The sequence below is a fragment of the Mesorhizobium sp. M0983 genome (assembly GCF_040318975.1).
Taxonomy (GTDB): domain Bacteria; phylum Pseudomonadota; class Alphaproteobacteria; order Rhizobiales; family Rhizobiaceae; genus Mesorhizobium.
Map to the genome: position 1 here is coordinate 1 of NZ_JAMYNH010000033.1, position 20,672 is coordinate 20,672.

Consider the following 20,672-nt stretch of genomic DNA (forward strand, 5'->3'; position numbering starts at 1 on the left):
ATCACGGCACCGACCGAGATGTCGAGTTCCCCGGCGATCATCAGCAACCCTATCGGCAGCGCGATGATCCCGATCTCAGACGCGATGTTCAACCAGCTGGCCGTGCCGGCTGCCGACGTGAAGGCACTTCCGCCGAACAGGCCAAAGAAAAGCAGAACTGCGACCAGCCCGAGGAACGAGCCCGCCTCTGGTCGACGCGCCAGCCGGCCGAGGGCTAGTCCGGACCGCGTGCGGTGAGGCGCCGGGGTTAATGTGGACGTCACGGGATGTGCCATTAGGGTAATCCGCGAGCAAGCGGCCGGCCGCGATGTGGCCGCCGCAGAGAGAGGGAAAAAGGGCCGCCCGCTGTAAAGCGAGGGCGGCCCAGGCGGGAGGATTATCGCGTCCCTGCTTTCACACCGGCGATGGTGGCGTCGACGTTTGTCTTGTCGATGATGCCTGGTCCCGTAAGGATTTCGCGGGTGGGCACCGCCAAGCCGTAATTGACGTGGCCGTTCAGGATCGCTACAGCCAGGTATCCCTGCAGGTAGCCTTGCTGGTCGATCGCGCAGGCTTGCTTGCCATCCTTGATGTTGTTCAGGATGGTTTCGTCAAAGTTCATGCCGCAGAGTTGCACTTTCCCAACCTTGCCGGCCTGGGTAAGGCCGTTCATGGCCGAGTTGGCGTCAACGTTGCCGATGGTAAAGACGGCATTCACGTCCTGGTGCTGCAGCAGATAGGCTTTGACCGCCTGGGCGACGGCCGTTGCCGAGCCGAAGGATGTAGCGGGCAATGGCAGGACGTCGGCTTCGCCACCGCCGTTCTTCATCCCCTCCTTGAAGCCGCCGCAGAAGGCCTCAATATTGGCGGCGCCGGGCAGCGTGTTGATGCAGACGCCCTTCTTGTTGCCGGCCTTGGTGAGGTACTCGCCAGCCGCGACACCGCCTTTGTAGTCGTCTGAGCCGACATAGTTCATGGCGCCAAGACGATCGGCCGCTTTCAGCCCGCCGGCGTTGTAGATGATCAGGGGAATGCCAGCATCCCTCACTGCCTTGAACGCCGGGTCCATCGCTTCCGGCACCCAGTCCGGGCCGACGATGGCGTCGGCCTTCTGATCGATGGCCTGACGGATCAATTCGGCGGCGTCCACGCCCAGATTGTCATAGTTCTGCGGCCCGAGCCAGGTGACCTTGCCACCTTGGGCCTCGACGACCTTGCCAGCGTCTTCAGCACCGCGCTTTACGATCGACCAAAACGGATCGTCCGGCTTGCCGCCAACCACGAAGATATTGGCAGCGAGCGTCGCGCCGGCGCTGAATCCAATCAGCACCGCTGTCGACACGAGTGTCTTGAAAAGCTTCATAGTCTTCCTCCCAATTTACCCCGTGGGGTCTCAACAAAAAAGTCTTGCTGTCCCGGGCCCACTCCTCTCAGGCGCAGTCGAAACAGCGTTTGGATCGTTATTCCGCCGGCATTCCAGACGTGGGATCGCTGCGGCCTTCCTGCTGGCCACGCATTTTTTCCTTCTTCTTGCGGAAGCGGGCCTTCATGACCTCATCAGCTTCTTTGCTGCCGTCGTGCCAAGTGCCGAACAGCTTATCGAGGGGTACCAGCCCATCACCGCCGTAGTTCACCTCGAAATACTTGTGGTGCAGGTAGTGCACGTACGAATGGCTATCGAGTTTAACCTTATCGGTGATTTCGAATGTCTCGAAGCCGAGGTGGCCGTTCACCGCTCCAAATCCCGCTCCGTGCAGCGTGAAGTAGGCGCAGACCGGATTAGAAGGGATCAACAGGTGCAGCCAGGCTTCAGCATGATAGAGGAAGCCTTCGACCGGGTGCATCGACAGCGACGACCAGGGACTTGGATTGATCGAGTTATGATGGACCGAGTGCACCCATCTGTAGAGTGGCGGCCAATGGATCGCCCGGTGCAGGAAGAAGAAATAGACCTCGTGCACGGCTGGCGAGACAATCACCAGGAAAGACAGGTAAAGCCAATTCGTCGTCCATGGCAGCCAGACCGCCCAGCTGTTCGCATAGACCCACAGCATCACGATCTCGACCACGGTCCACAGCGGTATGGTGACGAAAAACGAGCGGGTGAAATTGTCGATGTTCTGGCTTTGAAACCAAAACACGTCAGACGGCGCGTCCGAAGGGAATTTTGGATTATATTTGAAGCGGTTCTGTTGCTTCCGCTGGAAGTAATAGCGCAGCTCGAAGAAGCCATAGAAAAGGAATATGCCGGCGGCGTTTAGGCCGTATAGCCAGAAGTAGTTGAGAACTGAGAAGGTCGCGAGGCTCTGCCAGCTTGGGATAAGGAAGTTCACCCAAATAATCGACGTGGCAATATGAAAGGCGTTCCACGGCCAGAGAAATTCAGGAATCCACGCCACCACCTTCTTTGCATTGAACGGATGATGCCAGATTGGCGCCGGCTCGGCCCGGCGATGCGGAGCCCAGTTACCGCGTTTATCGCGCGTTCCATACTGAAGGTCATCCATCGTAACAGCGCCTCCCTGCGGAACTATTCCCAACTGGGCTCGTCAAAACATCGGCCCTCAATTGGGTGGCATTCATATCGGAGGCTTGATATTTCTAGAAGGCGAAAATAGTATCAAAGCGACATTTGTATCATTTAATATCAGTCATGATGATATAGATGGGATGGAGCTCATGAGGCGACCGACAATCCACGATCTCGCTACTGCGGCAGGCGTTTCGGTGGCGACCGTGAATCGAATTCTAAGTGGCACCGTTTCAGTACGCCCGAAGACCGTCCAACGAGTACAAAGCGCAGCGGAGGAAATTGGGTTTTACGGAATCGGAGCCATTGATGATCGGGCTCGTAAAATATCTCCACACTACCGATTGGGCTTCCTGCTTCAGCAGTCGACCCGTGATCTCTACCAATTGTTCGGGAAGAAGATTATTGCCGCCTGTCGCGAGCGTCGCGACGAGGTCATCGATCCAATAGTCGACTTCGTGGATCTGCTGACGCCGGAGACAATCGCGAGCCGTCTGATTGCGCTGGGCGATTCATGCGACGCCGTTGCGGTGGTCGCGGCAGATCATCCCATCATTGGCCAGGCCATCCGGTCGCTGAAGGAGATGGGCAAACCGGTTGTCTCCTACATCACGGATCAGTCCGCGCCGGAAAGGGCCGCATATGTAGGCACCGACAACTGGAAGCTGGGGCGCACTGCAGCCTTCCTGATTACCCAAACCACTCACGGACCGGGTCGTATAGCGGTTTTCATAGGCAACCACCGGTATCAATGCCAGGATGTGTCAGACGCCAGTTTCCGTTCCTATTTGCGCGAGCACGCTCCACGGCTAGCGGTAGAGGAAAGCCGTCCGACCCACGAGGAAGCCAGTGAGGCCTGTCGAATGGTGACTGAGCTTCTGAAATCGACTGACGATCTTGTCGGAATTCTGATCGTCGGCGGCGGAATAACTGGTGTACTTCGTGCCTTGAGGGAGGTGTCTCCTGAGCGGCGGTCGGGTATCAAAGTAGTATGCCGTGACATTGGACCCGAAACTCGAAAGGGACTGTCTGAGGGCCTGATCACTGCAGCTCTTTGCCACCCGCTCGAATCGACCTCGGCCCTTCTTGTCCAAACGATGATCGATGTCATTGGACCGCAAGCACCATTTGCCACCCTTCAGCGATCCATACCTTTTGAAATCGTCACGCCGGAGAATATCTGACGCAGATGTCAGCTACTGGCGCGGGCGTCCTGCGACCCGATAAGGATGTCCGCTTTCAGGTGATGCACAAACGGACCTCAACGGCTATATTTGGGCGCGAAGCGGCTATGCCCTGCTTCACCTGCGAGTCTGCTTCGGGTCAGATCGCGTCATCGAACCTTCGAAACTGAACGACCGCCAAGGTATCGAATTCGGTCGTTCAGAGTGGGTTTGAAGCAAATCAGAAATTCTGCTGACCCATGGCCTTTTCGATCAGCTTGTCGATCGATACCGCCAGCACGAGAAGCAGTCCCGTCACGATGAGGCGAACGTAGTTCTCGACGCCCATCAGGTTGAGCCCGTTCTGGACTGTTCCGATAACAAGCGCGCCCAACAGGGCCGCGTGAATGGAGCCGCGGCCGCCGAACAGGCTGACGCCGCCGATGACGGTGGCGGCAATTGATTCCAGCAGCAGCGTGCCGCCCCCTACTCCGCCACCGGAGAAGACGCCAACGCCTAGTGCCCGCGACGCGCCCAGTACGCCAGCCAGCGCAGCGATAGCGCCGGCAATAGCGAAGGCCAACATCTTGATGCGCGCAACCTTGACGCCGGCCCGTCGCGCAGCCTCGTCATTGTTGCCGACCGCATAAAGATAGAGGCCGAACCGGGTTTCCTTGAGGATATACCCGCCTATCCCGAGCAGGATTGCAAAGATCAAAACCACAACTGGTATGCCCTGATGTGCGTTGAGGATCATCACGACGATGGCGCCAAAAATCGCGGCCGCGCCGAGCGGCAGCACAAATCGGCTGAACAGGGAAGCTTCCAGACCGGCGCGCTTTCTGCGGGCAATGCCCGACAGGACCAGAGCGGCAAACGCGACGAGCCCAATCGCCAGCGCGCTCCATGACGTGATCCCCGAAATCTTAGTCTCTGCAATCTTGTCGATACCGGTTCCCATCAAACCGTAGCGGGCGGTCGGAGGCAAAAGCACGAGTTGCAAGCCATTGAGAGCCAGTCCGAGCCCCAGCGTCACCACGAAGGACGGTACGCCGACAAACGTGACCCAGCGCGCCGAAAAGCTGCCGATAGCAGCACCCATTACGATTGCGACCGTCACCGCCAGCCAGGGCGAAACGCCGTAGTCGACAACCAGCTTGGCCATCAGGATCGATGTCACGCCGTTGATCGCTGCGACCGACAAGTCTATTTCCTTGACCAGCAGCACGAACATCAGACCGATCGCCATGATGCCCACAACCGTGCTCTGGACGAGCAGGTTCGACAGGTTCTGCGGTGTCAGGAAGACATTGCTCTGGAGCGCGAAGAACACCCACAGCGCCACCAGCCCGATTATGACGGGCAGCGCACGCATGTCGCTGTTGAGCACTTCGCCGATGGTGCGGCGTTTGACGTCACCGGAAGCGGCGGCCGAGTTTGCCATTCTTGACGTATCCTTCTGATACTTTTCGCCCCGCGGGGCTCAGCCAGCGAGGTTGACTGCCTCGTTGCCACCGACCATCGCGTTGACCACTTGCTCGCCTGTCACTTCACTCGATTTAAAACTCGCGACGTTCGCGCCCAGGCGCATGACCTCTATGCGGTCGGTGGCGTTGACGACGAAATTGTGGATGTCGTGGCTAACCACGACTATGCCGAGCCCTTCGTCGGCCAACGTGCGGACCAGGGCCGAGACCTGTTCGGCTGCGGAGTGGCTGAGTGCGGCTGTCGGCTCGTCGAATATGACGACCTTCGGCGTCCACAGAATGGAACGTGCGATGGCTATGTTCTGTCGCTGGCCGCCAGACATTGCTCCGACAGGACGCGTCAGTGACAGCTGGCCGAGTCGCATGCGCGTCAGCACCTCGCGGGCACGAACTTCGCACTCGGCACGCCGGATCCGTCGGCCGAACCATGTCGGACCGGTCAGCTCGCGCCCGAGAAACAGGTTCTGCACGGCGTCCAGATTGTTGCAGAGCGCTAGATCCTGATAGACGGTCTGGATCCCAAGGGCAGTGGCGTCGGCAGGATTGCCGATTTTCGCCGGTTGGCCTTCGATGGTGTACTCTCCAGAGTCGAAGCCGAAGACGCCCGCCATGATCTTGACGAGCGTGGACTTGCCGGCGCCGTTGTCGCCGACCAGGGCGACCACCTCGCCGGCGTGGACGTCCACCGAAGCCCCCTGAAGAGCATGGACCGACCCGAACGACTTACGGATATTGCGCATCGAAATTAGCGGCGTGGATTTATGCGCCGCACGAACATCGGCGCCGCCGCGGGTTGCTGCCGCTTTGACCATCAGGCTCCTCCCATCAGGTGACCGAAGGACAGCGAGCGCCGCTGTCCTTCGGTCGATCTCGCTATTTGTTGTTCTTCTTGCAGACTTCGGTGTCTTCGATGCCCTTGCAGATTTCTGGCCAGGTCCAGACGCCGGCGGTGACGACGTCCGAGAGATTATCCAAGGTGATGTTCTTCACCGGCAGGAAGACAGCCGGCACATCCATGAACTTGTTGTTCACTTTGCCGTTGATCAGATCCTTTGGCACTCCTTTGCCATCCAGGATCGAAGCCACGACGTCCGCCGCATAGGTCGCTTCAACCTTGAGATCCTTGAGCACGGAGTTGTCCTGCCATCCCTGTGCGACGTACCGCAACGCTTCAACGGTCGCGTCCTGTCCGCCGGTCACCAGCCTGTCGCCAGGCTTGGCCCCCTGGCTGATCAGAGCGGCAACCGAGCCTCCGGTGGTACCGTCATTCATGCCGAGGAAGACATCGACATCACCGCCATTGCGGGTCAGGCAGTCTTCGGCGAAAGATTGAGCCAGCGCCGGATCCCAGTTCTGCGTGTACTGCTCGCAGACGACCTTCACCTTGCCGGAATCGATCAACGGCTGAAGGAATTCGTTCTGGCCCTTTTCATACTGGCCTGTACCGTATTCGCCCTCATTACCCTTCACGCGCGCAACCTTGACCGGCGACTTCTTCATTGCGCTGATCAGCTCGGCGGCGCGCTTGCCTTGGGCTTGGCCAACTGACAATGAGTCGAAGACGACGTGCGCTTCGGCCTTGCCGCCGACCGCGTCGTGATCATAAAGGACCACCGGCACCTTCGCATCAGCTGCCGCCTTAAGACTGCCAGCGGCGAGGTTTGCGTCCGTTGCCGCGAGCACGATCACGCTGGCGCCTTGGGTGATGGCGTCTTCGACCAGCCGCTGCTGCCGCGCCGGATCCCCCTCGCCATTCTGCACGGTCACCTGAGCGTTCGGCGCCTTCTCCTTCATTGCCGCGACAAAGAACGGCGCGTCCCGGCTTGTGAAGCGAATTGTCGTGGTATTCGGCAGTAAAAAGAACACTTTCTTGGCATCTTGAGCATGTGCCGCCGCCAAGGCGCTTGCCATAGCGGTTGCCGTCAGAAATGCGGTCAGAAGTCGCTTCATAGTTTCCTCCCATGGAATACTCAGTTCGCCCCCCTTCACGACGGCACGGGGCACCCCCGAACCGGTTTAAGGATAGGCTGCAACGAAAATTGCAAGATATAAATATTCCGCAATGAACGATGTGTCAACGATGCGACAATGAAATCTTTGCATCGTGCGAAACGCGCAATTTCTATTGCGACATCCAGGCTCGAGTGCACCTGGCGCGCTTGGTTCGCAACCGGAATGCCAAGGACGCGGAACGCCCGGGTTGTTGTCGGGGAACCGCTACTGCCCGGTGACGGTGGGTATGCGCGGACTGACAGCGTTGTTCTGCAGTCGCGCCGCGAGTGCAACCGTCAGCGCCTGGGCGAGGCACATTGGGGCGGCAAGCGAACGGGAAAAGGTATATTCATGCTCCGGTACGGCGAAGAGAACACTGGCGTTCTTGGCTAGCGGAGACAGCGTGCTGTCGGAAATAGCAATTATCGGAACTTCGCTGCGAGCGGCCTCTTCCACGACATTGACCACTTCATTGGCGTAGAAGCGAAAGGACACGGCAAACAAGACATCGGTCTTGCGGATCATGCGCGCCATATGCGTAGCAAGTCCGCCGCCGGGATCAAGCAGCACGCAACGTTTGCCCAGCATCGTCAAGATATAGCGGAGAAGTTCGACCACAGGCGTCGATCGCAACTGCCCGATCAGGTAGATCGCGTCGGCCTTTTCGAGAAGGGTCACTGCCTTGGCCAGATCCTCGGGTGGTATCTGTGTCAGCATGTCCTGAAGCGAGGCAATGTCGCGAACCACGAGGTCGCGCATGAATCCGACTTCGCTACGATCTGTTCGCGCTCCCAATTCGCCTTCCAGCGCCTTGATACGAGCCTCGAAGCCGGGCGCGGCGGTCGACAGGCGCTTCTGAAAGAGAGACTTGAGTTCCTTGAAGCCTTCATAACCGAGCGCCTGCGCAAAGCGCACGAAGCTTGAGGCATGCACTCCGCTGCTATCCCCAATTGCATTCACCGACCTGACAGCAACGTCGTTAGGATTCTGGGTGAGATAGAGCGCGATCTTCTGGTAGGATTTGCTCATTTCGTCGTAGCGGTCGTGGATGAGCCGGATGAGCTCTTCATAGTCACGCGGCGCTTCAGCGGTCGGTTTCATGTTGCACTCTTTCGCAATATTCATTGCACAATGACGCGTCTGCGTCGATTCTGCTAGTGAAATCAGGTGCAACATTGTTTAAGCAAAAGCGCGTGCATGTTGGCGATCAAGCCCGAGCCGCATCATGACCTAGATGCCGAAATCGGGAGGACAATCAACGCGCGAAGATGCTTCGTGCGAGGCCGTCCCTTGCTACCGACGTGAGGGTCGACCGGTCTTCACGCTGTTGCGGCTCGCCCCATCTGATTCACTGTCGGCAATCAGCGAAAGGTAGCGCTCGAGAGCCTTCGAGAACTTGGCTTGCCAGATCTCATGCGCAGTGCGGAGATCTCCGTCGCGCAAGCTTTCGAGTAGCTTGACGACATACTTCTCGGCGTCGCCCTTTCGGTCTGTATAGACAACGCCCAACTGATGGTTGAAGCGCCTCACATCTGCGGTCAGCTCGGAAAAGTAGCGGATGGTCCGCTGCAATCCCGTCGCGTCAATGATCGCTTGCTGGAACTCAAGATCGTTGCGAACGGTCTCGACCTGGCTATCGAGGTTAGCAAACTTGACGGCATTCTCAGCCAATTTTTCGAGACGCTTGAGGTCAACCGAAGCTAGGCGACCTGGTTCCGCGAGCAGATGGTCCAGGGCAATTTTTCCTAGAGCCATCCGGATATTGTAGACTTCGATGACGCTGTCTGCGTCCACCGCCCTGACAGATGCTCCCTTGTTCCGCTTGATCTCGACGAACCCCTCGCGAGCAAGCAGGCGCAATGCTTCCCGGACCGGATGCCGGGAGACGTTCAACATGTCGGTAAGCTGTTGCTCGACGAGCCGGTCGCCGGGCTTGAAGTGCCCGGCAATGATCGCGTTCCGGATTTGCTCCGCAGCGAACTGCGTGCTTTCCATCTGCGTCATGGGAGCCAGAATGGCGCCTGTTTCATTTGCGTGTCGCATCAGGATCCTCATAAGGCGACCGCAGGAGATCGGCTGCACAGGCATTCGGAATGTAGACTATATACGAATGCGATAATCTAATGAGAAGCCTGCCACTAAGCTATCCTTACGGAATAAGTGGAAAACGTTCTGTCCCGCCTGACTTGCCGTTTGAGCGAGACCACCAGGTTCTTCGCCGGAAGGGAGCCAGCACCACGATACGCAGTGAGCTCTATTTCGAAGAGATACTCAGGTCCGCCCAACGGACCACAGCTGACGCAGCTTGCCGGAGAGATGTCCCGGAACTTCTCGCCCATATAGGCCATGACTTCCGGGACGTCTTCCTGGCGCGGAATGAAGATGCGTCGCCGCACAACATCCGCAAGGCTGCTGCCGACCGCCTCAAGCGCGCCTTCGACGTTCTTCATCGCTTGCCTTGCCTGCTCGACGGCCGTCTCAGGCATCACACGGGTCTTGTAGTCGCGTCCTGCGGTCAGGGACATGAAGATCCAGTGTCGAGGGCGACGATCCGCGAATAGCCTTCCTTCTCTTCCAGGATGCTGCCGGACTTTAGCTTCACGAGTTCCATGCCGTTCTCCAGTGCTGATCAGATCGAGATGCCGCCATCGATCGCCACCGTCTGACCGGTGATCAGCGCGCCGGCGAAACCCAGGAAGACGATAAGCTCCGCGACATCCGCCGTGGTGCAGACTTTCTTCAGAGGTGTGCTGGCGAGGGTGCTCTGGCGACGCTCCACCGACCATTCAATCGCCCACGAACTTTCGACGACGCCCGGCGCCACCGCGTTGACCCGCACATCGGGCGCGAGCGCACGCGCCAGGTTCTTCGTCAGGTTGATGACCGCGGCCTTGGAGCCGCTATAGGCGATGGTGCTGGCCACGGCGCCGAAGCCGGCGATGGAAGCGGTGTTCACGATCGAACCTTTGGCCACCTTGAGAGCAGGCGCCGCGGCCTTCGAGCACCTGAAAACGCTCATCAGGTTGACGTTCAGCAGATTTGCCCAAAGCTCCTCCGTTATGCTGTCCAGGTCGTTGATCGGCACCGGGACCTTCACGCCCGGTATTCCCGCGTTGTTGACAAGCAGATCGAGACGGCCGAGCTTCGCCACCGCCTCGAGCACCATTGCCTTGGCCTGCCCGGCGTCGCCGACATCGCCTGGAGCACCGATAACGTCGAGCCCCTCTCTTTGGAGCCCAGCGAGAGCAGCCTCGCCCCTCTGGTCGGCCGGTAGATAGTTGATTGCGACCTTGGCGCCTGCCTTGGCCATCATGCGCGCGGTTTCGAGGCCGATGCCCGACGCGCCCCCGGTGACAAGCGCCGCCTTTCCCGTGAGATTGAACGAGATCATGAGTTACCCTTCGATGCTGCGTTTGGATGGAATTCGCTAGGCGACTGAGCTTCTGACGATTTCAAGGGGCTTGCGATTCTCGCGCCGCAGGAACTTCTGTGTCTGTTCTTTGCGGGGATTGTCGATCACCTCTTCGGCCGTGCCGATTTCGCAGACTTCGCCCTGGCAGAGAAAGGCCACGCGGTCCGCCGATTCCCGAGCGAAATTGATGTCGTGCGTGACAACCACCATCGTCATGCCTTCGCTCTTCAGGAGGCGCATGGTCTCAAGCACTTCGCCGACAAGTTCGGGATCCAGGGCGGAGGTGACCTCGTCGAAGAGCATGTAGCTCGGCTCCATTGCAAGCGCTCGGGCGATGGCGAGACGCTGCTGCTGGCCGCCTGAGAGCTGAGACGGCAAGCTGTCGCCCTTGTCGCCCAGCCCCACATGCTCGAGGTGCTTCTGCGCAAGTGCGCGCGCCACAGCGCGGCTTCGCTTTGAGACCACCCGGGGTGCCAGCGCGACATTTTCCAGCGCCGTGAGGTGCGGGAAGGCGTTGTACTGCTGGAAGACGATGCCCAGCTTGCTGCGCAGCTTGTTGATATCCGTCTTCGGATCGTGGACGCTGATGCCGTCTACGAGGATCTCGCCACCCTGGATCGGTTCGAGCCCGTTGATGCATTGCAGGAGCGTAGATTTTCCCGACCCGCTCGCGCCAATGAGGCAGACGAGTTCGCCCTTTTCGACCGTGAGATCGATGCCCTTGAGCACGATCACCGATCCGAAGGCCTTCTGGACGTTGCTGATGCGGATCATACGCGGACCTTTCTTTCGAGGTGCCGGCTGTACCGGGAAACAGGATAGCAGATAAGGAAATAGAAAAGCCCCGCACCCATCAGCAGCAGCCAGGTCTCATGTGTCCTGGTGATGAGTATCTGGGTGGAACGCATATATTCGATGTAGCCGACCACGCCTGCGAGAGCGCTGTCCTTGATCAGGCTGAGGACGAGCCCGATCCACGGAGCCAGACCCGTCCTGAATGCCAGGGGCATGGATATGTACAAGAGCTCCTGGTAGCCGTTCATGCCGAGCGAGCGAGCGCTCTTGCGGTATTGAACCGGGACTGAGAGCAGGCTCGCCCGGACCACCTCGGCAGTTACTGCCGACATCCAGGCACCAAGTGCGACGGTACCGAACCAAAAGGGTGAAGTGCCGAAGCCCAGGATCGATAGAAGGCTGTTGGCGAGTATCAGCTGGATGATCATCGGCACGCTGCGCAGGATGTCGATGAAGGGGGCCGTGGCGATCCTCACGGTCATTGACACGGTGCGCAACCAGCCAAGGACGATCCCGGCAAGGGTGCCGACAAGGGTTGCTGCGGCGGCCAGCCTGACGGTGTTGAGCAGCCCCTGAGCCAGGAAATAAGCATCCGACCAGGCGAGGCCTTGGTTTGCGAACTGAAACTGCACGCCTAGCTCCTGTATATGAGGCGGAAGGCCAGGTGGGACGAGAACTGCAGCCCTTTGGCGATGAGGTAATAGATCAGCGCCGTGACCAGAAAGAACTCGAATGTCCGGAAGGATGCGGACTGCGCGTACTGCGTGGCGCCCGAGAGCTCCTGCAGTCCGACCAGCATGCCAAGCGAGGTGTTCAGCATTCCCCAGATGCCTTGAGTGACATAGGCGAGGAAGATCACCTTGAACATCTGTGGAAAGATCACATGGATGAAGCTCTGCGGGCTGGTCATGCCGAGTGAGCGCGAAGCCGACAGCTGCTGTCGCGGGATGGCGTTGAGACCACCCCTGAAGATTTCTGTCATGTATCCGGCGTTGTTGAAGGAAACGGAGATGAGGACGGCGGCGTAGCTGGGGATGTTGATGTGGAAGGCGCCCAGCCCGAAATAAAATAGATAGAGCTGAAAGACAGCAGGCGTGTTGCGCGACAGCTCCACCCACCAGGTCGAAAACCGGTAGGCCCATCCCTCGCCCTGCTGGCGCGCGACAGCCATGGGCATCGCAATGAGCGTGCCGATAATGAAGGCGAGAATGGTGATCTGGATCGTCACCCAGGCTCCGGCCAGCAGCAGGGGCAGTGAATCCCAGACTATGGACCAGTAGAACTGATAGCCGTTCATGCCAATCATCCCATGCTCATGCCGGCAGGGTTTTCCTGCCGGCATAAGCTCTATGCTTAGAAGTTAATGCCTTCAGCTGTCAGCGGCGGCAGCGGACCATTGCCGTAGTACTTGTGGTACACCTCGGCCCAACGCCCGTTCGAAACCTGAGTGAACACGAAAACCCGCGCCCAGTTCAGGAATTGTTGGTCGTCACGTTTGAGGGCAATCGATCCGAAGTCGGCGAGAGGGGCAAGTCCGGCCATCACGAACTCTGGGAACTGACCACTTTGCGATAGCGAGTTGAAGACGGCGACATTGATCACGATGGCGTCGATCTTGCCCTGCTGCAGAGCCAGGAAGGTTTCCGCATCGCTCGCAAAGCCGGTGTAGGTCGCACCCGTACCCTCCCAGCCCTTGCCCAGCTCATCCTTGAAGAGTTGCTCAGGCGTGGTGCCAACGACACCACCAAGCTTCTTGGACGCCAGGTCAGAGTATTTGGCGATGCCGGTGTCCTTGCGGGTCACGACTGCCATGACGTTGTTGGTGTATGGCTGGGTGAACGCCACGGTCAGCGCACGTGCCGGGGTCGGCGTAGTCGAGGCGATAAGGACGTCGATGCGGTTCGAAACCAGCGCCGGGATACGATCCGGCGAAGGCGTCTCGATGATTTCCGGCTCTGCGCCAAGCGCCTTTGCCATGTCCTTGCAGTACGTCACGTCATACCCGTCGGGCTCGTTGTTCGAGTCGCGGAAGCCGGCAGGCGGACTGTCCAGCATGATGCCACAACGCAGCTTTTTGTTCTTGATGATCGTGTCGAGCGCGGAGTCGGCATGCGCCTGACCAGCCAGCGTGAATGTGGCGACCGCCGTAGCCAGCAGAGCCCTCATAACCATTTTCATTTCATTCCCCTTTTCTTTGTTGCAGACCAAGTAGTTTGTTGGCTGAGCAATTGAGACCGCTCAACTCGCCTTTCTCGCCAGCCTGGGTGTCACGCCGAGAGCTTCGATAGGTCCCACTTCCTTCTCGATCAGGGGCACGACTTCGTTCTTGAATCGAACGAGCGAGCGATGCGCCAACTCGATTGGCATGCAGCCGAAGGAGAAGTTGCAGGTGTAGTTGCTTGGATTGAGACGTTTGATGTCCGCGACCATCTTCTCGGCAACGGCGTGCGGATCGCCTACCACCATGTTGTCCGCATATTGGTCGAGCGTGTACTCGCCTTCGAACGTCTGGTTGCTGATGTAGCTGTTGTCGTCCAGCGGCGGCGAGGCTTGGCGCAGATAATGCGCCATACGCCCCACGTACCGGGCCCGCTCCGCCACGACCAATGCCTCGCTGCGGCTGTCGGTTATGGCCAGGTACTGCATGATCGCCAAGGGCTTGGTCGAAGGCTGCTCGCCGATGGATGTCCAGGCGTCGTTGAGCCCGTCGACCATCTTGTAGAGCACGGGCGATCCGAGCGTGCTGGCTGCAAGGAACGGGACCGCCTTCCACTTCTTGAAGCGATCGAGAAGCTTCGGGTGGGAGGAGGTCACAAAAATCGGGGGAAGAGGCTTCTGCTGGGTGCTGATCGCGAAGCTGGTCTTGGGGAGGGAAATGTACTTTCCCTTGTACTCGACCTCGCCATCGACGAGCGCTCTTTCGATGACGTCCCAATACTCAAGGAAAACGTCGACCCTGTCGTCCAGCACGATGTTGTAGCGATCAAACTCATAGCGCTGATAGCCGGTACCCAGGCCGATGACGAGGCGGCCCTCGGTCTGTGTGTCGGCGACCGCGATCTCCTGGGCGACACGAAGCGGATTGTAGAGCGGCAGCACGATAACGCCCGGGCCTAGCTTGATCCGCTTGGTCCATCCGGCCGCGTAGGAACACATCATCAGCGGCGACGGCGAACTCGAATAGTTGGCGAAATGGTGTTCGGCGAACCACGCGACATCGAAGCCGAGCTCATCGGCGGTCTCCACCATTTTGCGGGTATCGCGCATCACGCCCTGGGCACCGTCGGGATGATCGCGAAGCGTCATCAGGTTAAAAAGGCCAAGCTGCATTCATTTGCTCCTAAGATCCCTCGGCGACGGCTGTCGACGTTGGTAAACAGTCCTATCCAGCCTTCTGCAGGACCATGGGTGAAGTCAGCGCGTAGGCGCCGTTATGGTAGATCAGCGGGTCGACATCGGAGGCAAATGCCACCCCTGCGACCCGCCCGATGATGATGTCGTGCGTGGCATAGGAGATCGCCTGATCCATCTCGCAGAACAGGTTCGCCTGCGCGCTTGCCAGGTAGGGGATGCCGTCCTTTTCGGTCCACTCGCCAATGTCGAAACGCCTCTCGGACGGCCGTCCGCCACTGAAAGAGTTGGATATGTCAGCCTGCGAGGCCCGAAGCACGTTGATGCAGTATTGCCCCTCTTCCTTGAGCGGCACATTGATCGACGAGTTGCGGTTGACGCACGCAAGGATCGAAATGGGAGCGAAGCTGAGCGGCGTGACCGACGTGACGGTAATGCCATATCGGCGCCCGTCGTGCCTGCACGAGATCACGCAGACCGTCGACGCCACGCGCCGCATCGATTGCCGGAAATGCTCGGTACTCAGGTCCTGCGAGAGCATTATTTGCTTCCTTGTTCCCATCTTCAAAATTGCAGATTGTCTACAATCTGTCAATGTGTTTTTGGACCACCCCGCTCCAGACGAAACTGCCTTGTTTAATGGTGGTCGTGCGCTCCGTCAGGGCCCGGGAGCGGGAATTGCCTGGCCAGATCCTCGACTTGCTCCGCAGATAGATATCGCGGGTTGAGACCGCGCAGCAGAAGGTACAGCTTTGCTGTTTCCTCGAGTTCCTCGATCGCAAAGACGGCGCCCTCAAGGTCCTTGCCGGTCACGACCGGCCCATGGTTGGCCAGCAGGACCGACGTATATTTGCCGACCAATCCCTTGATGGCCCCGGCGACCGCCGGATCGCCCGGCCTGAAATACGGCACCAGCGCCGTTCGGCCAGCGCGCATGAGATAGTACGGCGTCATCGGCGGCAGCACCGACTTCGGATCGATCTCGGGAAGCATCGTGACGGCGACCGAATGCGTCGAATGCAGATGCACCACAGCCCGAGATCCTTTGACTGTGTCGTAGAGCGCGGAATGCAGGGGGATCTCCTTCGTCGGCTTGTCGCCCGAGACAAGATTGCCCTTTGCGTCAAGGCGGGAAATGGACGCTGGATCCAGAAATCCGAGCGACGCGTTTGTCGGGGTCACAAGCCAGCCGCCTTCGTCGAGCTGAACAGAGATGTTTCCCGAGGAACCGGGGGTGAGTCCGCGATCGAACAGCGACCTGCCGAAGCGGACAATCTGTTCACAGAGTTTCGTCTGATCCATATCACCCGAGATTCTAGGCGCATGGCACGAAGCCAAACGCACTGAGCTTACCCACGGACGCCAACCTGAAAATCTCAAAAGTGCGGCGACAGCCCGTTGCAGATTGTAGATAATCTGCATTATGATTGGATTGAAAGCAAGAGGTTGGATACGCATGTCTGCTGGCAAAAGCGCGGAAAAATCAAACGTCGCCGTCATCGGGTTGGGCTCGATGGGGTTTGGCATGGCGAGTTCGCTTGTGCGACGCGGACACGCGGTCGTCGGCTACGATCCCTCCGCGACCGCTGCGGAAAGGCTGGTTGCAAGCGGCGCGCGGATAGCGGAATCACCGAGCGAAGCTGTTGCCAATGCGAGCGTCGTCCTCTGCGTCGTCGTGAACAGCGCGCAGACCGACGCGGTGCTTTTCGGCGACGGCGGCGTGTTCCCGGTGATGCCACCGGGCTCGGTATTCATTTCGTCAGCGACCATGGCGCCGTCGGAGGCAAAACGCCTGTCCTCGCGCCTCGCGGAGCGCGAAATCCTCTATCTCGACGCCCCGATCTCGGGCGGCGAAGCGAAAGCCGCGAACGGCGCCCTGACGATCATGGCGTCGGGCAGCCCGAATGCCTTCGCACGGGCGCGGCATGTCCTGGATGCGGTCGCGGCGAAGGTCTATCGCCTGGGCGACGAACCCGGCATCGGCGCTTCGGTGAAAATGATCAACCAGCATCTGGCAGGAATCCATATCGCGGCCGCATGCGAGGCCATGGTGCTCGCATCCAAGCTCGGCTTGGACCTCTCCACTGTCTACGAGGTCATAACCGCGTCCGCGGGAAACTCCTGGATGTTCGAGAACCGTGTCCCGCATATCCTCGATGGCGACTACAGGCCGCTGAGTTCGGTTGAAATATTCGTCAAGGATCTGGGCATTCTCCAGGACATGGCTCGGGCCGAACGATATCCCGTGCCGCTCGCAGCGGCGGCCCTCCAGATGTATCTCGCGACCTCGGGCGCAGGCATGGGACATGACGACGACGCGTCGGTTGCACGCACCTATGCCAAGTTGTCCGGCGCATCGCTGCCAACAGCCAAGGCGGCATCATGATCGATCTCGCCGCATGATACGCTTCGCCGCCAACCTCACCATGATGTTCACGGAATGGTCGTTCCTTGACCGCTTCGAGGCTGCCGCGGAAGCCGGCTTCGGAGCCGTGGAATTCCTGTTCCCCTATGAATTCGCACCCGAAACCGTAGGCAGCCGACTGAGGGCATGCGAACTCGAACTGGCGTTGTTTAATCTTCCTCCCGGAGACTGGGCTGCGGGCGAACGCGGCATCGCTGCCCTGCCGCATCGCTTCGAAGAGTTCCAGTCAGGCGTCGACAAGGCGCTGGACTACGCCCCGGCGACTGGCGTGCGCTCCCTCCACATGATGGCCGGCCTTGCGGACCCGTCAGACGCAGAAGCGTTGAGAAGCTACAGGCGTGCCGTGGACTTCGCCGGATCGAAGCTGGCCGCCCAAGGCCTGAACCTTCTGTTGGAACCGATCAACGGCCGCAGCATGCCCGGTTATTTCCTGAACGACTTTGCGCGTGCCGCAGCATTTATTGAGGAACTCGATCACCCGAACGTCAGGCTTCAGTTCGACGTGTTCCATCGACAGATCATGCATGGTGACATCACCGAGAGCTTCCGGCATCTGCAGCCGCTCATCGGGCACGTCCAGATAGCTGGGGTGCCTGCACGGCACGAGCCGGATACCGGCGAGGTCAACTATCGGCACTTCTTCGAACAGCTTGAGACGAGCAATTATTCCGGTTTCGTCGGCTGCGAGTATCAGCCCGCTGGCGAGACGAAAGCTGGCCTTGGCTGGTTTGCGCCGTATAGGGGGCGCAGGCAGTGACGGTCATTCTCGCAGCCATAGCCGACGACTACACCGGGGCCTCAGATCTTGCGAACACCTGGCGCAAATGCGGCCTTCGAACCGTCCAGACCATAGGAGTCCCGGTCGATAGCCGTCTGTTCGAAACGATTGATGCGCTTGTGGTCTCGCTGAAGATCCGTTCCGTGCCGGCTGTCGATGCGGTCGCAAGTGCGCTCGCCGCCGAGGAATTGCTCCGGCGGATCGGCGCCCGCCACGTCATGTACAAGATTTGCTCGACCTTCGATTCGACCGATGCGGGCAATATCGGTCCGGTTACCGATGCGTTCATGGAGCGGGCTGGACAGGACTGGACCGTGGTTACGCCGGCGTTTCCGGAAACCGGACGCACCGTCTACAAGGGGCACCTGTTCGTCAACGATGTCCCACTCAACGAAAGCGCCTTGCGGCACCATCCTTTGAACCCGATGCATGACGCCAATCTTACGCGTGTTCTTGCGAGGCAATCCAAGCACGCTGTTCACAGTCTCGACTGCCAGACGGTCGCACTTGGCCTGGAAAGCTGCAGAGCGAAGATCGCCGCAATGCCTGGCCGGCGGAAATCGATCATCGCCGACGCCATCCGGGACAGCGATCTCGATGTCCTCGGCCAATTGGCGTCCGGCGGCGCCGTTTCGACGGGTGCGTCCGGACTTGGCTACGGACTCGCAAGGGCCGCTCTGGCCGCACGCCCAGCCCGGGGATCAATGGCTAACCTTGCTGCTGTCGGTGGCCGATCGGCGGTCATTGCCGGCAGCTGTTCCGCCCGGACACTGGAGCAGATCGATGCCGCCGAAAGACATATGCCGGTGCTACGCCTTGATCCGCAGCGCATTGTCTCCGGCGGCGGCGGCGCCGTCGAAGAGGCCCTTGAATTCGCTCGACGGCAGCTCGCGGCTGGGCCAGTGCTCATCGCGTCCTCCGGCAGCCCCGATGCGGTTGCAGCCCTCCAGCGGCAGCACGGCAAGCACGAGGCCGGGCAGACGATCGAGAACGCCTTGGCGGAAATCGCCATCGGGCTCGTCGACGCCGGCGTTCGGCGGCTCGTGGTGGCGGGAGGCGAGACCTCGGGCGCCGTGGTGGACAAGCTGGCGATCGGCTCGTTCGAGGTCGGCGATGAACTTGCCCCCGGCGTCCCGATGCTGCGCGCCATCGGATACCCGGGAGGCGAACTGATGATGGCACTCAAATCCGGCAATTTCGGCGACGTAAACTTCTTTGCGGAAGCGCTTGCGAGGCTCGATTGAAAACGAAGAGAGGATACGACGGCCGAAAGGAACGTGGGTCGGGCTGATCCGTCGGTTTCGGCTCTGGCCGCCTGATAGACAGGGGTTGCTTTCTCTCTGTGAGCGACCCCCGAGCCAGCCGCTTACAATTTAGTACCAACATCAACGATCGGAGAACCATCATGACCAGTAGCTTTGAGGGCAAAACCGTCGTCGTGTCAGGAGCGGCGGGAGGTGTCGGCCGGGCTGCAGTTTCACTTTTCATCGAAAACGGTGCCAAGGTATGCGCAACAGATCTCAACCCGGCCGTCGACGAACTGGAACGAGACTCGCCCGATCATGTCGTCGCGGTTGCCGCTGATGTCACCAAGGTCGCTGACGTCGAGAAAATATTCACGACGGCAGAACAGCGGTTCGGTCCGGTCGACGTGCTCGTCAGCAACGCCGGCTTCATCATTTCGAAGTCCGCTCACGAAACCAGCGAGGATGAGTGGGACGCTGTCATGAATGCGAACGCCAAATCCTTCTTCCTGATGTCGAGGCGCGCGCTGCCTTCGATGCTCGCGCGTGGCCACGGTTCGATCGTCGCGACGGGATCCATTTCAAGCGTCGTCGGCTTGCCGGAACAGGCAGCCTATTGCGCGGCCAAAGGCGCCCTGCTTCAACTGGTACGACAGATGGCCGTAGATTATGCTTCCCGAGGCATCCGTGTGAACGCCGTTGGAGCAGGATCAATCAATACGCCGTTCCTGACTCGCTACCTCGAAGGCCTGGACGACCCAGCCGCAGGCGAGGCGGCCATCAAGAGCGCCCATCCCATTGGCCGCTGGGCCGAACCTAGTGAAATCGCCGATGCCCTTGTCTATCTTGCTGGTCCGAACGCGTCATTCGTGACAGGGCATATCTTGATGGCCGACGGCGGCTACAGTGCCCGGTAGCATCATTGTCATCTCAAGCCTCGCCGGCCTGCGTGGTGGCGAAGGTGCGGGGCAGAACATCAGCTACACCGTCGCCAAGCATGCGCAGGTCGGCGTGGTCTGCGCGGCGGCCCGGGCGCTCGCGCCGCGCGGCATCCGCGTCAATGCCTCAATCCAGGTCCGATCCACAACACGTTCCAGCACGAAATCGAGAACCGCATCAGCGCGATCAGCGGCGTCAATGTCACGGAGGCGGTGAACAAGGCCGTTCCGTTGCAGCGCCACTCCGACCCTGACGAGGTGGCCAGCGTCGCCCTCTATCTGGCATCCTCAATGAGCAGCTACGTTACCGGCCAGGTGCACGTGGTGGATGGTGGCCTGGGGAGTTGACCCGATGCGAGCGGGAACGGCCGATAGTGAACCTCACCATCGGGTGCGCACGACACTCCCATCGCTGACCTTGGATGCAAGAATTCGGAGAGCAAGCCCTGCCTCCCAAATTTGTAGTTGGATGGGCTCTCTATTGCGCGAATGGCTGGAGACGAACGCCTATCTCCCGGTGCGTCCCATCGAGGAGAGAATCGACGGGAGCGAATAGTAGCGATGACGCCGTCCTCATT

At 59.6% G+C, this 20,672-nt stretch carries 21 protein-coding genes and 2 pseudogenes; 6 read left to right on the plus strand and 17 right to left on the minus strand.

Annotated features, from left to right (window positions below; all coding sequences use genetic code 11):
* The 3 genes and pseudogenes from NKH71_RS30665 to NKH71_RS30675 all read right to left on the minus strand — a co-directional run.
* Nucleotides 1-263 (minus strand): annotated as a pseudogene (locus NKH71_RS30665) (ABC transporter permease); the annotation flags it as partial.
* A gap of 113 nt (nucleotides 264-376) precedes the next feature.
* Nucleotides 377-1,342 (minus strand): sugar ABC transporter substrate-binding protein, encoded by a 966-nt coding sequence (locus tag NKH71_RS30670; protein ID WP_352704786.1) that lies wholly within the window; start codon nucleotides 1,340-1,342, stop codon nucleotides 377-379.
* A 97-nt stretch (nucleotides 1,343-1,439) separates the two neighbouring features.
* Nucleotides 1,440-2,486 (minus strand): sterol desaturase family protein, encoded by a 1,047-nt coding sequence (locus NKH71_RS30675; RefSeq protein WP_352790415.1) that lies wholly within the window; start codon nucleotides 2,484-2,486, stop codon nucleotides 1,440-1,442.
* Between the two features lie 172 nt (nucleotides 2,487-2,658).
* Here NKH71_RS30675 and NKH71_RS30680 point away from each other — a divergent pair, with 172 nt between their 5' ends.
* Nucleotides 2,659-3,693 (plus strand): LacI family DNA-binding transcriptional regulator, encoded by a 1,035-nt coding sequence (locus NKH71_RS30680; RefSeq protein WP_352790485.1) that lies wholly within the window; start codon nucleotides 2,659-2,661, stop codon nucleotides 3,691-3,693.
* Nucleotides 3,694-3,913: 220 nt separating this feature from the next.
* On the opposite strand, the gene NKH71_RS30685 is transcribed toward NKH71_RS30680, so the two are convergent.
* From NKH71_RS30685 to otnC, 14 genes are all read right to left on the minus strand, one after another.
* Nucleotides 3,914-5,116, minus strand: a complete 1,203-nt coding sequence (locus NKH71_RS30685; RefSeq protein WP_352895920.1) for a sugar ABC transporter permease — start codon at nucleotides 5,114-5,116, stop codon at nucleotides 3,914-3,916.
* A 39-nt stretch (nucleotides 5,117-5,155) separates the two neighbouring features.
* The gene (locus tag NKH71_RS30690) at nucleotides 5,156-5,971 is read right to left on the minus strand and encodes an ATP-binding cassette domain-containing protein (RefSeq protein ID WP_023718640.1); all 816 of its coding nucleotides are present in this window, start codon (nucleotides 5,969-5,971) and stop codon (nucleotides 5,156-5,158) included.
* A 61-nt stretch (nucleotides 5,972-6,032) separates the two neighbouring features.
* On the minus strand, nucleotides 6,033-7,109 hold the full coding sequence (locus NKH71_RS30695; protein WP_352895923.1) for an ABC transporter substrate-binding protein: 1,077 nt from the start codon (nucleotides 7,107-7,109) through the stop codon (nucleotides 6,033-6,035).
* A gap of 267 nt (nucleotides 7,110-7,376) precedes the next feature.
* Complete coding sequence (locus NKH71_RS30700; RefSeq protein WP_352895926.1) at nucleotides 7,377-8,327, minus strand: MurR/RpiR family transcriptional regulator; 951 nt, start codon at nucleotides 8,325-8,327, stop codon at nucleotides 7,377-7,379.
* A 117-nt stretch (nucleotides 8,328-8,444) separates the two neighbouring features.
* The gene (locus NKH71_RS30705) at nucleotides 8,445-9,194 is read right to left on the minus strand and encodes a GntR family transcriptional regulator (protein WP_051409654.1); all 750 of its coding nucleotides are present in this window, start codon (nucleotides 9,192-9,194) and stop codon (nucleotides 8,445-8,447) included.
* 95 nt (nucleotides 9,195-9,289) lie between these two features.
* Nucleotides 9,290-9,676 carry a Rid family hydrolase gene (locus tag NKH71_RS30710; RefSeq protein WP_023718644.1) on the minus strand — a complete coding sequence of 129 codons (387 nt, stop codon included), beginning with the start codon at nucleotides 9,674-9,676 and terminating at the stop codon, nucleotides 9,290-9,292.
* 104 nt (nucleotides 9,677-9,780) lie between these two features.
* Nucleotides 9,781-10,542, minus strand: coding sequence for an SDR family NAD(P)-dependent oxidoreductase (locus NKH71_RS30715; protein ID WP_023718645.1), 762 nt, complete (start codon nucleotides 10,540-10,542; stop codon nucleotides 9,781-9,783).
* A gap of 36 nt (nucleotides 10,543-10,578) precedes the next feature.
* Nucleotides 10,579-11,337, minus strand: a complete 759-nt coding sequence (locus NKH71_RS30720; protein ID WP_023718646.1) for an amino acid ABC transporter ATP-binding protein — start codon at nucleotides 11,335-11,337, stop codon at nucleotides 10,579-10,581.
* Nucleotides 11,334-11,990 (minus strand): amino acid ABC transporter permease, encoded by a 657-nt coding sequence (locus tag NKH71_RS30725; protein ID WP_023718647.1) that lies wholly within the window; start codon nucleotides 11,988-11,990, stop codon nucleotides 11,334-11,336. Before NKH71_RS30725 ends, NKH71_RS30720 begins: the two co-directional genes overlap by 4 nt.
* Nucleotides 11,991-11,992: 2 nt before the next feature.
* Nucleotides 11,993-12,655, minus strand: a complete 663-nt coding sequence (locus NKH71_RS30730) for an amino acid ABC transporter permease (RefSeq protein ID WP_352494528.1) — start codon at nucleotides 12,653-12,655, stop codon at nucleotides 11,993-11,995.
* Nucleotides 12,656-12,711: 56 nt separating this feature from the next.
* On the minus strand, nucleotides 12,712-13,536 hold the full coding sequence (locus tag NKH71_RS30735) for an ABC transporter substrate-binding protein (RefSeq protein WP_352790422.1): 825 nt from the start codon (nucleotides 13,534-13,536) through the stop codon (nucleotides 12,712-12,714).
* A gap of 60 nt (nucleotides 13,537-13,596) precedes the next feature.
* Entirely contained in the window at nucleotides 13,597-14,688 is a 1,092-nt protein-coding gene (locus NKH71_RS30740; protein ID WP_023718650.1) for an LLM class flavin-dependent oxidoreductase, read from the minus strand.
* Nucleotides 14,689-14,740: 52 nt separating this feature from the next.
* A complete protein-coding gene (locus tag NKH71_RS30745) occupies nucleotides 14,741-15,250 on the minus strand; it encodes a flavin reductase family protein (RefSeq protein ID WP_023718651.1) in 510 nt (169 codons plus the stop codon).
* Nucleotides 15,251-15,345: 95 nt separating this feature from the next.
* Entirely contained in the window at nucleotides 15,346-16,011 is a 666-nt protein-coding gene (otnC, locus tag NKH71_RS30750) for a 3-oxo-tetronate 4-phosphate decarboxylase (protein ID WP_352790486.1), read from the minus strand.
* A 154-nt stretch (nucleotides 16,012-16,165) separates the two neighbouring features.
* On the opposite strand from otnC, the gene ltnD reads away from it, so the two are divergent.
* The 5 genes and pseudogenes from ltnD to NKH71_RS30775 all read left to right on the plus strand — a co-directional run bounded on the left by ltnD (nucleotide 16,166) and on the right by NKH71_RS30775 (nucleotide 20,442).
* Nucleotides 16,166-17,095, plus strand: coding sequence for an L-threonate dehydrogenase (gene ltnD, locus NKH71_RS30755; protein WP_352790423.1), 930 nt, complete (start codon nucleotides 16,166-16,168; stop codon nucleotides 17,093-17,095).
* Nucleotides 17,096-17,108: 13 nt separating this feature from the next.
* Nucleotides 17,109-17,891 carry a 2-oxo-tetronate isomerase gene (gene otnI, locus NKH71_RS30760; RefSeq protein ID WP_023718654.1) on the plus strand — a complete coding sequence of 261 codons (783 nt, stop codon included), beginning with the start codon at nucleotides 17,109-17,111 and terminating at the stop codon, nucleotides 17,889-17,891.
* Nucleotides 17,888-19,156 (plus strand): 3-oxo-tetronate kinase, encoded by a 1,269-nt coding sequence (gene otnK / locus NKH71_RS30765; protein WP_352790425.1) that lies wholly within the window; start codon nucleotides 17,888-17,890, stop codon nucleotides 19,154-19,156. The genes otnI and otnK overlap by 4 nt, the downstream gene beginning before the upstream one ends.
* A gap of 98 nt (nucleotides 19,157-19,254) precedes the next feature.
* Nucleotides 19,255-20,073, plus strand: coding sequence for an SDR family NAD(P)-dependent oxidoreductase (locus NKH71_RS30770; RefSeq protein WP_352790427.1), 819 nt, complete (start codon nucleotides 19,255-19,257; stop codon nucleotides 20,071-20,073).
* A pseudogene (locus tag NKH71_RS30775) lies at nucleotides 20,063-20,442 on the plus strand (SDR family oxidoreductase). Before NKH71_RS30770 ends, NKH71_RS30775 begins: the two are co-directional and overlap by 11 nt.
* Nucleotides 20,443-20,672: the final 230 nt, after the last annotated feature.